The 13,932-nt window shown below is 61.9% G+C and carries 11 protein-coding genes; 1 reads left to right on the top strand and 10 read right to left on the bottom strand.

The genetic code is table 11. The features are described 5' to 3' along the window. Window positions 1–58: 58 nt before the first annotated feature. The 9 genes from mrdA to ABJF10_RS21570 form a co-directional block, all read right to left on the bottom strand. Window positions 59–2,323 carry a penicillin-binding protein 2 gene (gene mrdA, locus ABJF10_RS21610; protein WP_348546684.1) on the bottom strand — a complete coding sequence of 755 codons (2,265 nt, stop codon included), beginning with the start codon at window positions 2,321–2,323 and terminating at the stop codon, window positions 59–61. 1 nt (window position 2,324) lies between these two features. Continuing rightward, the gene (locus tag ABJF10_RS21605) at window positions 2,325–2,876 is read right to left on the bottom strand and encodes a hypothetical protein (RefSeq protein ID WP_348546683.1); all 552 of its coding nucleotides are present in this window, start codon (window positions 2,874–2,876) and stop codon (window positions 2,325–2,327) included. Continuing rightward, window positions 2,873–3,688: a rod shape-determining protein MreC gene (gene mreC / locus ABJF10_RS21600; protein ID WP_348546682.1), complete on the bottom strand. Its 816-nt coding sequence runs from the start codon at window positions 3,686–3,688 to the stop codon at window positions 2,873–2,875. Before mreC ends, ABJF10_RS21605 begins: the two co-directional genes overlap by 4 nt. Window positions 3,689–3,778: 90 nt before the next feature. Next, window positions 3,779–4,825 (bottom strand): rod shape-determining protein, encoded by a 1,047-nt coding sequence (locus ABJF10_RS21595; RefSeq protein ID WP_131989528.1) that lies wholly within the window; start codon window positions 4,823–4,825, stop codon window positions 3,779–3,781. A gap of 232 nt (window positions 4,826–5,057) precedes the next feature. Continuing rightward, window positions 5,058–5,690, bottom strand: coding sequence for a hypothetical protein (locus tag ABJF10_RS21590; protein ID WP_348546681.1), 633 nt, complete (start codon window positions 5,688–5,690; stop codon window positions 5,058–5,060). A 101-nt stretch (window positions 5,691–5,791) separates the two neighbouring features. Beyond that, window positions 5,792–6,625, bottom strand: coding sequence for a hypothetical protein (locus tag ABJF10_RS21585; RefSeq protein ID WP_348546680.1), 834 nt, complete (start codon window positions 6,623–6,625; stop codon window positions 5,792–5,794). Between the two features lie 125 nt (window positions 6,626–6,750). Next, window positions 6,751–7,308 (bottom strand): elongation factor P, encoded by a 558-nt coding sequence (efp, locus tag ABJF10_RS21580; protein ID WP_348546679.1) that lies wholly within the window; start codon window positions 7,306–7,308, stop codon window positions 6,751–6,753. Between the two features lie 88 nt (window positions 7,309–7,396). Then, a complete protein-coding gene (locus tag ABJF10_RS21575) occupies window positions 7,397–9,208 on the bottom strand; it encodes a hypothetical protein (RefSeq protein ID WP_348546678.1) in 1,812 nt (603 codons plus the stop codon). After that, entirely contained in the window at window positions 9,205–11,037 is a 1,833-nt protein-coding gene (locus tag ABJF10_RS21570) for a LamG-like jellyroll fold domain-containing protein (protein WP_348546677.1), read from the bottom strand. Before ABJF10_RS21570 ends, ABJF10_RS21575 begins: the two co-directional genes overlap by 4 nt. Before the next feature lie 192 nt (window positions 11,038–11,229). Between ABJF10_RS21570 and ABJF10_RS21565 the strand changes: the two genes are divergently transcribed. After that, window positions 11,230–13,137, top strand: a complete 1,908-nt coding sequence (locus ABJF10_RS21565; RefSeq protein WP_348546676.1) for a tetratricopeptide repeat protein — start codon at window positions 11,230–11,232, stop codon at window positions 13,135–13,137. Between the two features lie 18 nt (window positions 13,138–13,155). Here the strand turns inward: ABJF10_RS21565 and ABJF10_RS21560 are convergent, their stop codons facing one another. After that, window positions 13,156–13,824 carry a TRIC cation channel family protein gene (locus ABJF10_RS21560; RefSeq protein WP_348546675.1) on the bottom strand — a complete coding sequence of 223 codons (669 nt, stop codon included), beginning with the start codon at window positions 13,822–13,824 and terminating at the stop codon, window positions 13,156–13,158. Between the last annotated feature and the right edge of the window lie 108 nt (window positions 13,825–13,932).

The following is a 13,932-nucleotide window of genomic DNA, read 5'->3' as shown; positions in this document are numbered from 1 at the left end:
ATCTTTTGACGCGTTCGGTCATGGAAAGGAGTTTGGGGTAAAGCTTTGAGAGCACGTGCTAATGCGCACCGCGGCTAGGGGGGCCGGAGGGACGCGGGGGGTTGGGAGCAGAGGGTTTAACGCCGAAGAATTTCTGGAGGAAACTGCGGTTGTCGACGGGTTTGGGGGTGGGCGCGGTGCGCCCTTGCTGGACTTTGCCACGCGCATCCGCTTCGGCACGGATGTCGGGGGCGGCACCATTGCCGCCCATGTCCGGCTTGGCGCCGCCGCCGTGGGTATCGGCGCCTTCTTCTTCCTCGGGGGTGATGAGGGAACCGGTGTTGGTTTTGTAATCGGTGAGGGCTTCGATCTTATCGAAGGGATGGGAGCTGTGGGCTGGCTCAAGCTTGGTGAGTTCGACGTTGAGGTTTCCCTGCTCCATGGAAATGACCTGCTCAAGAATGTGCTGGGCGATGGGCGCCGCCACGCTGCCTCCGTGGTGGCCTCCTTGCACCATCGTGCAAATGGCATAGCGCGGCTTGTCATACGGTGCAAAGCAACAGAACCAAGCGATCATGTCTTCCTTGCCGCGGTCGGTGCATTGGGCGCTCCCCGTCTTCCCGGCGACGGTAATCCCCTTGACGCGCGACTTGGCGCCGGTGCCGCCAGCTTCATTCACGACCATCCAGAGACCGTGGCGGATGATCTCGAGTTGCTCCTTCGTCACCTGCGAGCGCAAGTCACCGCGGACTTTCGGTTTGTCCGGCACGGCCTCCTGGCCGCTGTCGTCGAGCACTGGCTTGCCTTCCGGAGTGAGCACCGTCTTGACCAGTCGCGGTTCGTAGGCGATGCCCCCGTTGGCCACGGCGGCATAGGCCATGGCCATCTGCAAGGGGCTGGCCAGCACGTAACCCTGGCCGATGGAGGCGTTCGCCGTTTGCGCACTCGTCCATTTGATGTCGGGATACTTCGTCTTGATCCAGGCCGGCCCGGGCATGACGCCGTCCTTTTCATCCTGCAGGCCGATGTCGTAGTGCTCGCCGATGCCGAGGATCTTGCCGATTTCATCGACGGACTCCATGCCGGCGGCGTTGCCGTACTGGTAGAAAAAGCAGTCGCAGGAAACCCGGAGCGCGTCGGCGAGGCCGACCGTGCCGTGGGTGCCGTGCTTGTCGGCGATCCAGCACTTGAAGTAGTGATCGCCATAGCTGATGCCGCCGGGGCAGTTGAACTTGGCGTTGCCCATGTTCTTGCGCAGCCCACCGAGGCCAGTGACGATCTTGAAGGTCGACCCGGGCGGGAAAGCGCTGACCGCGCGGCTGATCAACGGGATGGCCGGGTCGGTATTGAGCTTCTTCCACTCCGTCGCGGAGACGCTGGGGATGAAGACATTGGGGTCGAACGACGGCACCGAGGCCATCGCGAGGATGTCGCCATTGTTGGGGTCGACAACGACCGCCGCCGCGCGTCCGAGCTGCGGATGCCGCAGGGCCTGCTCGGTGATGTATTGAATGCGGGCGTCGAGCGTGAGGTAGACATTGGCGCCGGGCTTCGGCGGGTCGACCCGGTCCTCGCTCTCGATGACGCCTTTGACGCTCTTGCGCAGGACGCGCATGCCCGGCGAGCCGCGGAGATACTTGTCCATGCCCGCCTCGATCTGCGACTTCCCCTCCACGTCCGGCTGGTAAAAGGTGTATTTGGTGATGTCGGGCAGCAGATTGACATCGAGCGGCGCCCCGACGTAGCCGAGCATGTGCGAGGCGAGCGCGCCGTAGACATATTGCCGCACGGGCTTCACGGAAATCTCCACTCCGGGGAGACCCACGTTATGCTCGGAGAATTTCGCGATGGTCTTGAAATCGACCTCCTCCTCGTAGGTAAACGGTACGAGGGTATCGTTGCGATAGTGCTTTTGGAGGTGCTCGGAATTGTAGTCTTTCGCGATGTCCAGTTCGTTGAGGCGCGGAATGACCGAGTCGTTCACGATCTTCACGATGTCCGCCTCTTTCTGCTTGGTCTTCATCTGCTTGACCGTCGCGAGATATTCCACCAGCGGGGTGTAGCCCATCTCCCGCCGGAAGCCGCGCACCATATCGGGTAGATAAAAATCGACCTCGTAGCTCGCGCGATTGGCCACGAGCGTCACGCCGTTGCGGTCGCGGATCTCACCGCGCACGCTGGGGATGCGCACCGTCACTTCCGATCGGTTGGCGATTTTTTTGGACCAGATCTGCCCGCGCGCGACCTGCTCCCACCAGAGTTTGGTCACGAGGACGCCGAGTCCGCAGAGGATGATGAATCCGAGAAAGATGAGACGCAGTTCGGTGGAAGGGCGGCTGGCCATATCAACGAGACCGTTTGGCGTTGCGCGCCGGCTGTGTGTCGTAGCCGACGATGAACGCGATGTAATTGAGGGTGAAGAAGAAGAAGGGCGAGAGCAGCGCCGCGACGAGACCCGCGCCGCCAATGCGCCACCAGATTTCCTTGTTGAAAAGGAAGAACACCGGCTCGCGCCGGAAAGTGATCATGAGGTATTCGGCGAGAACGATCATAGAGGTGCAAACGCCACTGAGCAGGCAGTGGATTTCCCAGCGGCCGCGCTGAAAGAGCGGCCGGAAGCCACCCATCAGCGCACCCAATGCGGCGTAGAGGACTATCGACCAGCCCAGCGCGATTTCAACATTGCCGTTGACGATTTGCATATGCAGCGCGTCCCACATCAACCCGCCGCAAAAGGCCAGCACCAGCATGCCGGGCGTGGGCAACGCGAGCGCGCCGTAAAACATGATGATTGGCATGAGCAGCACGCGTGAGCCGATCACCGGCAGAGGCCCAATGAAGTGCTGCACCACCAGCGCCAAAAACATCGCAACGAGAAGCAGAAGGAAGAAGATCACTTGGCGTCTCCGACAACGACGAAAACGTCCTCCAGGGTGGTGAGATCGACGGCGGGCACGACGCTGGCATGGCCGTCGAGGACCCGCTTCTGGAATTCCCGGACCTGGCCGATCAGCACCCCGGAGGGAAACACCCCGCCGGCGCCCGACGTGTAAATATTGGAGCCCGACTTGAGGTTGGCCTCCTTGGAAAGAAAGTTGAGACCGATGCTGGGGGTCGAGCCACTGGAGGCGCGCTCGCCCCGCACCACTCCCTGCTCGCGCGTGCCCTCGACACTCGCCGCCACGCGGCAGGCTTCATCCGAAATGAGCACGACGGTCGCCGAATGGTCCGAAACCACCGTGGTTTTGCCGACCAACCCTTCTTCGGTGAGCACTGCCTGGTCGCCCTCTTCCTTAAGCCCATCCGCCGCTCCACGATCAATGATGATCTCGTTGTACCAAGTGGAGGCATCCCGCGAGATGATCCGCGCCGGGAGGAGCTTGAAAACCGCGCGCTCGCGGTAGCCGAGCGCATTGCGCAGGCGGTTGTTTTCGGCTTCCAAGCCGCGCAGGGTCTGGTTCGTGGCGCTCATTTCCTTGTTGGCCACGACGAGGCGTTTGTTTTCCTCCTCGAGTTGCTCGAGCGATTTGAGCCCTTCCCGGAAATCGCGGTACTTCTTGTCGACGGACGAACCCGTTTTCAAGAACGGGGAAATGGTGCCGAGAAAACCCGCCTGCACGCTCCGCATATTGTGCGGGCTGAGGAAAAGAATGAACCCCGTGGCAACGACAAAAATGATGACGGATGGAATAACGAGGCGTCGGCTCATGCGATGCGATGCGGAACGGCCCAGGCGATGTGCCGGACCGTGGTCCCTGGAAATTGGCGTTTAGCGAAAGCGGTCATGCCCGCGGATGGATTAATGCGACCAGCGGCTGTCGCTCGTCGCTACCTGGCGCAGGAACTTGATCTCGCTCAAGGCGCGACCCGTGCCTTCGGCCACGGCGCTGAGCGGATCCTCGGCCACGTGGACCGGCAATCCTGTTTCTTCGGTAAGCAAACGATCGAGGCCGCGCAAGAGCGCGCCGCCGCCCGCGAGCACAAGCCCACGGTCAACAAGGTCGGCGGAAAGTTCGGGCGGGCAGCGCTCGAGGGTCACGCGGACCGAGTCGACAATCGTCGAGATCGGTTCGAGCAACGCCTCGCGCACTTCCTGCGAGGTAATGGTGAGTGTTTTCGGCAAGCCGGCCACGAGATCGCGGCCTTTTACTTCCATCGTCGTCTCCTTCTCGATGGGGTAGGCGCTGCCGATCTTGATCTTGATGTCTTCCGCGGTGCGCTCGCCGATCATCAAGTTGTAGGCGCGCTTCATGTACTGGATGATCGCCTCGTCGAGTTCATCGCCTGCCACGCGGACGCTACGGCAGAAGACGATGCCGGAAAGGGAAATGAGCGCCACTTCCGTGGTGCCGCCGCCAATGTCGATGATCATGTTGCCCGCTGCGTCCTGCACGGGCAGGCCGCAACCGATCGCCGCGGCCATGGGTTCCTCGATGAGATGCACTTCGCGCGCACCGGCCCGGAGGGCGGATTCCTTGACCGCGCGCTTTTCCACTTCGGTGATGCCGCTGGGCACGGCGATGACCACGCGGGGACGCGGTTTAAACAGCGTCCGCCGGTTGTGCACCTTGTGAATGAAATGCCGCAGCATGGCCTCGGTGATTTCGAAATCGGCGATGACGCCGTCTTTCAATGGCCGAATGGCCACAATATTTCCCGGGGTGCGCCCGAGCATGCGCTTGGCTTCATCGCCCACGGCGAGCACGTGGCTGGTGCCCACCTGCACGGCGACCACGGACGGTTCGCGGAGAACAATGCCGTGATCCTTGACGTAAACGAGCGTATTCGCCGTGCCTAGATCGATGCCAATGTCGTTTGAGAGCAGCCCAAAAATTCCATTAAACATTCAGTATGAACCTCTTCGTAATCGTAAAAAGTTATGTCGGGGTGACGTTCTTGCATCGATACAAGCGCGGCGGTTTTTTCGGAACCCGCCTTTCATAGGGCACTCGCAGGGGCAAAAAGCGATTACAATTAGGGGGCACTCCCCCGTAGCGTCAAAAGAAATCGCGCCATATTCCCAAGAGGGTCAAACGCCCGCCCGGCAATGGTCTTGGGATCTCCCCAGTGAAAACTGGCTATTTGGCGTACCCTTTGGCCTCTTTACCCTCGCCCGCCGCCACCAGCAACGAGTCGAGAATCTGGATCCGCACGTGGAGCAAGCCCTTGGAATCGACTCCCCGGGTCACCAATTGGTCGTGCGCGATGAAGGTGATGCTCTCGCAGGGCCCATGAACGGCAATGGGTTGGCCGGGGCCGGAGAAGACAAAACGGTCCGAGTAGCGGTAGTAGTGCACGTCCATGAGGAGCGAACCGGCCGCAGCCCGTAACCCGGTGAGGGTCGTTTCCGGCATGGTGCCGTCGCCTTCCGGTCCGAATTTATAGTAGGCGCCGCCGGCGCTGAACTGCCAACTGCCGCAAGCAGTGACGAGCGCGACATCGCCGAAGCCAAGGTGCAGCGGCACGCGCTGGTATTCGCGCGCCCCGTCCACGTCGAAACAAAGGACAGTCATCGGCCGCGGATCCGCACCGACCGGATCCCACCGGAACACCTGCGTCCCCGTGCGGTCGATATAGTGCTTCTCGCAACGTGGCGCGAGATCGCGGGTGGGAATTCCACCTCTTTCGCCCCCATCGGGACCGGCGAAACTGGTGGAGAGAGCCGCGATGCTGAAGAGCATGGGCAGCAGAGAATTCGAAATCGTTTTCATGGCAGGCCGGGTGAAGTGAGTCGCTCTGGGGAGCGATGAACGGGGAGAGAGTAAGCAAACCCTGCGGCGGTGAGAAGGCAAAAATCGGCCCCGGCCGTTTCTTACCGCGCGGACGCCGCCGCTCGTACTTGCTGCCAGCACGACCAAGCCATCGTGGAAAAGCTCTCGGTGTTCTCGAGAAGCTCGCGGCCGAAACTCGCGAAGCTCAAGTGACGCGAGGCCACGATGAGGAAAACCGCAACGAGCAGCAGGTTCATCAAATAGATGATAACGAGGGAGAAAAACGTGCCGTGATAAGTGAGGTCGGTCTGCCCTTTGGGAATCATCCAGATCGTGAAGCAGAGATGGAAGGCCCAGGTCGCGCCGAGCAGCAGGAAAAGCCACTGGAGCGGCGTCATGAACATGAAGGTGTCCTCGATGCGGGTGATATCCACGAAGAGGCTGGCCATGCCGAAGCCGAGGACGACGACGAGGCTGTAGAGCGGATAAAAGTAGGGCGCGAGCGCGATCCAAAAATTGTGCGTATCGGTGATGATGAAGCCGCCTTCCCGGGACACCTCCATCCGACTCACCCGCCCACCCCAGAGCCAAACCCAGATGGCGTGCGTGAGCTCGTGGCCGAAGACGTAGGCCCGCAGCGGACGCGGCTGCCCCAGCGCCCAGATGCTGCCGAAGAACCACAGCGTCCACAGCGCCGCCCCCAGCGCGAAGAACCAGAACTCCTCGCTCATCCAAAACTCGGAGTCGTGCCCCGCCTTGGAAAACACGTTGAAGAAAGTCTTCGTGAAAATCCAGACCACCGGCAGCAAGAAAAAGCCGGTGACATTTTTCAGCCAGCGCTGGGGAATGGCCCACACCCGTGCCATCGTCGCCGACGGCTGAAATGCCAGGCGGCTGGATGCCTTACGATTGGCAGATGATTTCTTTCGGCTCACGCGCGCGGCGTGAATAGCAGGCCGGCGCTGCTTCCGTAAAGCCAAACGCGCACGGATGCAAAGTGGATGGCGAATCAGGAAGCGCGGCTCTCCACTATCCCCTCTCCGCTATCTACCTTCCCCCCTTACGCGCGACCCATGTAGGCGCCGGTCTCGGTCGAGACTTTGATCTTCTCGCCTTCCTTCACGAAGAGCGGCACCTGGACGATCTTGCCCGTCTCGAGAGTGGCCGGCTTCTGCACGTTGTTCGCGCTATCGCCCCGCACGCCTTCGGCACTTTCGGTGACGGTGAGGACCACCGACGACGGCAAGGCGATGCTCGCGGCCTTGCCTTGCACGTAGAGCACTTCGACCTTCAGGTTTTCGGTCAGGTATTCCTTGGTGTCGCCGACAAATGTTTCGTCGAAATCGACCGTCTCGTAGTTCTCCGGGTCCATGAAGTGGAAGCCGGAAACATCCTTGTAGGAAAACTCCAGTTCCTTGCGCTCCACGTCGACCGTGTCGACTTTGTCCGTCGAGCCAAAGCGCACGTCCGCGCTCTTGCCGGTGCCGATGTAGCGGATGATGGCCTGCACGAAGGCGCGCAGGTTGCCCGGCGTGCGGTGCTGCACTTCGAGGACGATGGCGGGGTTGCCATTGTAGCGGATGCACATTCCTTTGCGGAGATCGTTGGCGGCGGCCATAGGAGTCAGTAGGGAGAGTTCTTCGTTGCGTGGGTGAAAAAAGGGAGGGCGAATCTGGACGACACGCGGGCCGCTGGCAAGTGCGATGTCACGCCCCCGATTTCTTCTTCGGCGTGGGCGAGGGAGTCGGCGTAGCTGGCTTCGGCTTGCCGCCTTTGGGCTTGGGTGTGGCGGTCGGCGCGGGCGTAGCTGGAGCCGGCGTCGCTTTCTTGCCAGGGGCGGCTGGCTTGGGCGTCGACTTTGGCGCGGGCGTCGGCGTGGCCTTGGCAGCGTCCTCTTTCTTGGCATCCTCTTTTGCGGGTTCAGGCTTCTTCTCCGCGGGCTTCTGCTCGTCCGTCTTCCTCTCTGCGGCCTTCTTGTCCTCAGTTTTCTTCTCCTCGGCTGCCTTGGCCTCTTCCTTCGGCCCCGGGCCGGGCGGTGGTGGCGGTGGAGTCTTGGCACCCACGAGGTGATTGAGCGTGTAGGCGACCAGCGGGTTCGCGATGGCTGTGCCGTCGTCGCTCTTCAGCGCATCGAGATGAAATTCATAGATGCGCCAGGCCACGAGCGGATCGAATTCCAGCGTCACCTTGGTGCGATCCTGCGACAGCGCGACGGATTTCGGCACGACCTCCTGGGGATCGAATTCCGGCGATCCGTACGGCGCGTGGTATTCGTAATAGTAGCGGCGCACCTTGTACGATTCCGGGTTGCCCGCCGCGGACGTTTCCAGCGGCTGCGTAAAGGTCATTTCGAAGCCTGTCTTCGTGAGATGCATTTCCTTCACGTCGAGCGGCACCTTGCCCGTCCACGTGATGCGCTGGATGCCCTTGTCCCCTGCCCAGCCATGATCGGTCTGCCCGACCCACAAGCTGCCATCCGGCGCGAAGGCCACGCGGTTGTCGCCCTTGTGCAAGCCGTGATTTTCGAGCAACGCCACGGCCATTCCCTGCAATTGCCCGTCCACTTCCTCCATGGCCACCCGCAGCATCCGCGCGCGATTCATCTCGCCCACGAGCATTTGCCCGGCGAAGGGCCCAAACTTTCCCGCCGTCGTGTCCGTGAGCGGCTGCGTGGGCGAATTCGACATCGAGTTATACGGAAAAATAATGCTGCCGCGCGTGCGCGTGGCATCGAGCTCCTTCGGTGGGATCGCCACCGGGTCACGTGTCTCGCCGGGTTTCCAGGTAAGCGCCGCGGGATGGCCGTAGAATTTGCCTTTCTCCACGTGATAGAGCGGGCACGCGCCGAGCCAGTCGCCCTGGTTGTCGGTCACGAAGAGCCGGCCCTTCGTGTCGTAGCCGAGGCCGTTCGGCGAGCGAAAGCCGGAGGCCCACGGCGTGAGCTTCCCGTCGGGCGCGATCTTCACTACCCAGCCGCGCCACGGCACCACCGAATACATGCGCCCCTCGCGTCCGCGGTCGCGGAATTCACCGCGCAATTCCTGGCGGATGCCCGCACCATTCGAAGCGGTATTGAGCGCCACGAACCACCCGCCATCCGGCGCGGGCAGCGGGCCGAAGGCGAACTCGTGGTAGTTGCCCGTCATGCCGAAAGAATCGCAGATCGTCTCGTAGCTATCGGCCACGCCATCGCCATCGGTGTCGCGCAGGCGCGTCAACTCCGAGCGCTGCATGACGATCACTTCGTCATTCTTCGGCGCGACGATGCCGAGCGGGTCATGCAAGCCTTGCGCGAAAAGTTTCCACTCCTTTTTCGCCGGGTCGTAGAAATAAACTTCGCCGCGATGGAAGCACGCCACGAGCCGGCCATCGGGCGCGAAAGCGAGACCTCCGACTTCCGCCGAAAGGCCCGGCGGCGTGGCGATATTTTCGACCGTGTAGTAAGGACTGGGTCCGAGGTCGTCCGCGCCCAAGGCCACGCGCGCGGCGAGAATAAGAGGCAGGAGAAAGCGTTTCATTTGGCCGGTTTCGGAGTCGATTTCGGGTGCGCGGCTGGAGCGGGTTTCGCGGGCGCCGCAGGGGCCGGTTTCGCCGGCTCCACAGGCGCAGGTTTCGGCTGGTCCGCGGCGGCCGGTTTGGCGTGGCCGCCGGCCGGGGCTTTCGGCGGCGGCCCTCCCACCGGTCCTTTGGGGCGTTCGTTTTCGTAGATCGCGGCGATCTCCTTCGCATCGAGCACGCGGGCGTAGATGCGCGCTTCGTCAAGCGTCGCTGCGGTGAAGTGCGTGCTACCATTGGAGCCAAGATAAAACTCCGCGCCCGGAGGCAGCGAGGCGGGCGCACCGGAACCGGCCGGTTTGCCATCGAAGTAAAAACGCAGCCCCTTGGGGCTGAGCGTGGCCGCGAGATGGTGCCAGTTGCCATCGGCTTCCGTCGGCACGGCGGCAATGATCTTCGCGTCCTGATTCGCATTCTTCACCCGCACTCCGTAACCGCCAATGCCCGCCAGATTGGCCCCGAGCGCGAACTCCCCGTCCCCCTCCGCCGCGCCAATGCCCACTTGATCGGGAGCGGGCGGATTGCTCAGTTGCATCCACACGCAGAATGTCGTGTCCGCGCCGAGCGTCTCGGTTTTCAGGCCCGTGTCGTGCTGCGCTTTTTTGCCGTCGAAGACGAGCGCGCGGTTTTTCACGCCGGGCACGGGCAGCGGTTTTTTCACGTTCAGCACATCATCCATCGACCAATAACCAACCGGCTCCTTGTTCACGATTTCAGTGAAGGAAACGGTGAACTCCTTCGCCTTGGCCGCGGGCAATTTCAGCACGCCATCGGTGAACTTTCCCGCCTCGGAGGCCACGGTCGCGCCGCCATTCGGATCGGTCACGAAGAACACGTTCGCTTTCGTCCCGCTGATCTTGAACGTCTCCTCGAAGCCGCCATGATGCGCGGCCTTGATCAGCTCATGGACGTCCGCGCCATCGACCTGGTAGTGGAACTCCGGCAGCCCCTCGACGATGTTGTAGCCGCGAAAATGGATCTCGTGCGGAACCTTCTTTTCGTCGCCAAACCGCAATGGAAAGTACGGCGCCGAGCGGTAGTAGATTCTCCCCTTCACCTCGGCCAGGGCGTCACCATTCGTGGACCAGTGCGCCATGGGATCGACGAATCCGCCGCGCCACACATAGCGCAAGCGGCACGCACCCGCGTCCCAGCAGTAGTTCTGACCATCGGGCAATTGCACCGCGATGGAAGCCGGCCCGCTGTCGCGCATGAAGATGCGATACCAGTGCGGCACATCGACAGGGTAGGCGTGGAAGATCGGGTTTTTTGCCTGCTCGCGGATGAGATCGGGCAGGTTCTCATCGTCGCCGATGCCCGGCAGTTCCTTCTCCTTCTGCTTCGTCACGTACATCGCGCCGAACATCACCATGCCGTGCCCCGGATACGTGCACACATATGGATACACCCCCTCCTCTTTCGGCGCGGTGAATTCGAGCACGGCCGCCTTGCCTGGGATCATCACCGGCGTATGGAAAAGAATCTTGTCGCTCTTGGGGATGAAGGTCTGTTCCGGGGTGATCGGCATGGTCATCGACGCATTGACCACCTCCATGCGCCCGCCCGGGGCGACGATCACGAAATTGTGCGCCATGTCGTCGGTATTCTCGACCTCCAGCCGCACCTTCGCCCCCGGCTTGACCACGAACCGCGGCGGATCGTAGCGCAGGCCCGCCACCGCCTTGATCTCGATCGGCTCGCTATCCTTCGCCACCACCGATCCACCAAGCACACCCCACCCGCCGACGATCAGCGCGAAGACAAAAAGGGAAGAGAATCGGCGAAAAAGCATGAGCGGGATGGAGCGCCGGAAATAACAAGCGGAGATCGGCCCGAGGACAATGCCAATTTCTAAGCCGGGCGCAATTGCGGGCCAGCTAAACGGCCCTCTCGACATCCGATTGCCTGGCCATGAGGGCCCGCCTTCGCGCTTGCCGGTCGGGACGCGGGGCGTTTTGCTTTCGGGATGGCAATACCCCCGCCCGTGCCGCCGCCGATTCCGCCCCGCCCGGGGTTGAGTCGCAATGTGCGGATCATCCTCGTGGTCGGCATTGCGCTCGCGGTAATGGGTGGGCTTTTTGCGAGTTTCGAGAGCAGCGTGTACCTGCGCAAATTCGTGCAGCAGCAGGTGGACCGCAAAAAGCCGGAAAACATCATCGCGGACCGCACGCGCCGCATTGCCAAGAACCCGAAAGATGTCCGCGCCTATGCCGACCGCGCCCGGGCGTTCGTCGATCGGGACCAATACGACGAAGCCATTGCCGACTACACAAAGGCGATCAAGCTCACTCCGCAAAATCACGCGCTCTATATCTCGAGGGCGTATGCGCGCAATTGCCAACGTGACTACGATGGCGCCATCGCAGACAGCACCCGCGGGATCGAACTCGATCCCAAGGCCGCCAGCGGCTACAGCAATCGGGGCTATGCCCGCAGATTCAAGGGGGACCTGGATGGCGCCATTGCGGACCTCGACCAGTCGATCGTCCTCGATCCAAAACAACCCAATTCCTATATGTGCCGGGCTGGCGCGAAAGAATCGAAGGGAGATTACGATGGCGCCATTGCGGACTACACGCAGGCCATTGCGCTCAGCCCGAAAGATAAGCAGCTCTACGCGGACCGCGGTGTGGCCAGAAAATCGAAGGATGACCTCGCCGGGGCGATTTCCGACTTTGATCGGGCCATCGCGCTCGACCCCCAATACACGGCCGCCTATCGGAGACGCGGCTTCGCCCGCTGGGCGAAAGGCGACCTCACGGGCTCGTTGACGGACTACGATCGTGCAATCGCGCTCGATCCGAAAAGCGCAAAGGCTTACAGCTATCGCGGCCGGGTGAAGGAGGCGCAGCACGACTTTGACGGGGCCATCAGCGACTTCACGCAGGCGATCGCGCTCGCCCCGAACGACAAGGAAGCCCATCTCGACCTCGGCTACGCCAAGGCCTCGAAGGGCGACGACGGTGGGGCGATTGCCGACTACAGCCAGGCCATCGAGCTCGATCCGAAATACGCCCTGGCCTATGCCCAGCGCGGCTATGCCCGGGAATCGAAAGGCGACATGGATGGTGCGATCACCGATTTCAACAAAGCCATCGAATTCCAGTTGAAAGAGAAGATGGTTTACCTCGAAAGAGGCAACGCGCGATCCTCCCAAGGCGACTTCGACGGAGCCATCCTTGACTATACCCAAGCCCTGGAGCTGGATCCGAATTTCCTCCTCGCCTATATCCAGCGCGGCCAGGCGAAGAACGCCCGGAGGGACGTCGCCGGCGCGCTCGCGGATTACGGCCGGGCCATTGAACTGGATCCCCAGAATGCCCTCTCGTATCGGCGCCGTGGCCTGGCCGAAAAGGCCGCGGGAGATACGGAACGATCCGTGGCGGACTTCACTCGCGCCATCGAACTGGATCCAAAAGAGTGGCGAAGCTACCGCTATCGCGCCACCAGCCAGATGCTGCTGCGCCGCTGGACCGAAGCTCTCACGGATTACCGGCGCTCCTTCGAGCTGACCGACACCGAGCAGGATTATCCGCACTTGTACACGTGGCTCCTCCGCATGCGACTCGGTGAAGCGCCGGCGGCCAACGAGGAGCTCGCGGCTTATCTCGGCCAACGCAAGAAGGCGGCCGGCGACTGGGTTTCAACGGTCGGCGGGTATCTTCTAGGCAACGTGACGGAGACGGATCTTTTCGCTTCGACTGTCGCATCCGATCCGAAGAAGGAGCACGGGCAACAGTGCGAAGCGTGGTACTACGCCGGAATGAAGAAACTCCTCGCTGGGGACCAGGCGACCGCCACCGATTGCTTTCACAAATGCGTGGCGACGGAGCAAAAAACTTACGTCGAATACCAATTCGCCGAGGCGGAATTGAAAACGCTGGCGCCGTAGAAAGCTTCAAATGTGCGGTCAGCGCTTCGCGTTACCTTCCTCGTCCTCCGGTGTTGGCTTGGGAAGGATCGAGGCGGTTTTCCAATTGAAGACGATGGAGAGAGTGCGCGCGGTGAAGGTGACGCCGATGGCGATGCCGGCGGCCACGGCGGCGGGCAGGTGCAGCCAGGCGGTGGCCGCAACGTAACTGGAGCAACCGGAAAACGCGGCCACGACATAGAACTGACCGGGCTTGAAGAGAAACGATTCAGTGTTGGTGAGGACGTCGCGAATGAGGCTCCCGCCGACCGCGTTGACGACGCCGACGAAGATCGACGCGGGCAGCGAGAGGCCGGCCGCGGCGGCTTTAGTGGTGCCGACAACGCCGTAGGCGCCGAGGCCGAGCGCATCGGCGTAGAGAAAGAGGCGGTCGAGTTTGCCAACGAACTGATGGAAGAGCCCGGCGGCAATGCAACCCGCGATGACGGCCCACAGATAGCCCGCGTGACGCATGGCGGCGGGCGCGCCATCGTTGATGAAAATGCCGTCGCGCAACAGGCCGCCGCCGAGCCCCGAGCACAACGCGAGGACGAACAGCCCGACCCAGTCGTAATGCCGCCGGGTGGCAAACATCGCGCCAGTGACGGCGAACAGGAAGGTCGCCCCGAGATCGATGTAGAGCGGCAGGGAGATGGCTTCGGGCGGCATCACCCTTTCCTGCCAGAAGACAGCGAGGCACGCAGTTCAATTCGCGGAGATGTCCGGGAAGAAATAGCAAAAAGAGGCGCGAAAAGTGGATTTTTCGCAATGGAGCCA

It is taken from the genome of Chthoniobacter sp. (genome assembly GCF_040003245.1).
GTDB lineage: Bacteria > Verrucomicrobiota > Verrucomicrobiia > Chthoniobacterales > Chthoniobacteraceae > Chthoniobacter.
The sequence above is the reverse complement of the archived record's forward strand: the minus strand, read 5'-3'. Positions and strand labels throughout refer to the sequence as shown.

Bases quoted from the DNA above. Each gene is read 5' to 3' on its own strand.
- ABJF10_RS21595 (WP_131989528.1), bottom strand. From the start codon at position 4,825: ATGTTTAATGGAATTTTTGGGCTGCTCTCAAACGACATTGGCATCGAT.
- ABJF10_RS21560 (WP_348546675.1), bottom strand. From the start codon at position 13,824: ATGCCGCCCGAAGCCATCTCCCTGCCGCTCTACATCGATCTCGGGGCG.
- ABJF10_RS21570 (WP_348546677.1), bottom strand. From the start codon at position 11,037: ATGCTTTTTCGCCGATTCTCTTCCCTTTTTGTCTTCGCGCTGATCGTC.
- ABJF10_RS21575 (WP_348546678.1), bottom strand. From the start codon at position 9,208: ATGAAACGCTTTCTCCTGCCTCTTATTCTCGCCGCGCGCGTGGCCTTG.
- mrdA (WP_348546684.1), bottom strand. From the start codon at position 2,323: ATGGCCAGCCGCCCTTCCACCGAACTGCGTCTCATCTTTCTCGGATTC.
- ABJF10_RS21590 (WP_348546681.1), bottom strand. From the start codon at position 5,690: ATGAAAACGATTTCGAATTCTCTGCTGCCCATGCTCTTCAGCATCGCG.
- mreC (WP_348546682.1), bottom strand. From the start codon at position 3,688: ATGAGCCGACGCCTCGTTATTCCATCCGTCATCATTTTTGTCGTTGCC.
- efp (WP_348546679.1), bottom strand. From the start codon at position 7,308: ATGGCCGCCGCCAACGATCTCCGCAAAGGAATGTGCATCCGCTACAAT.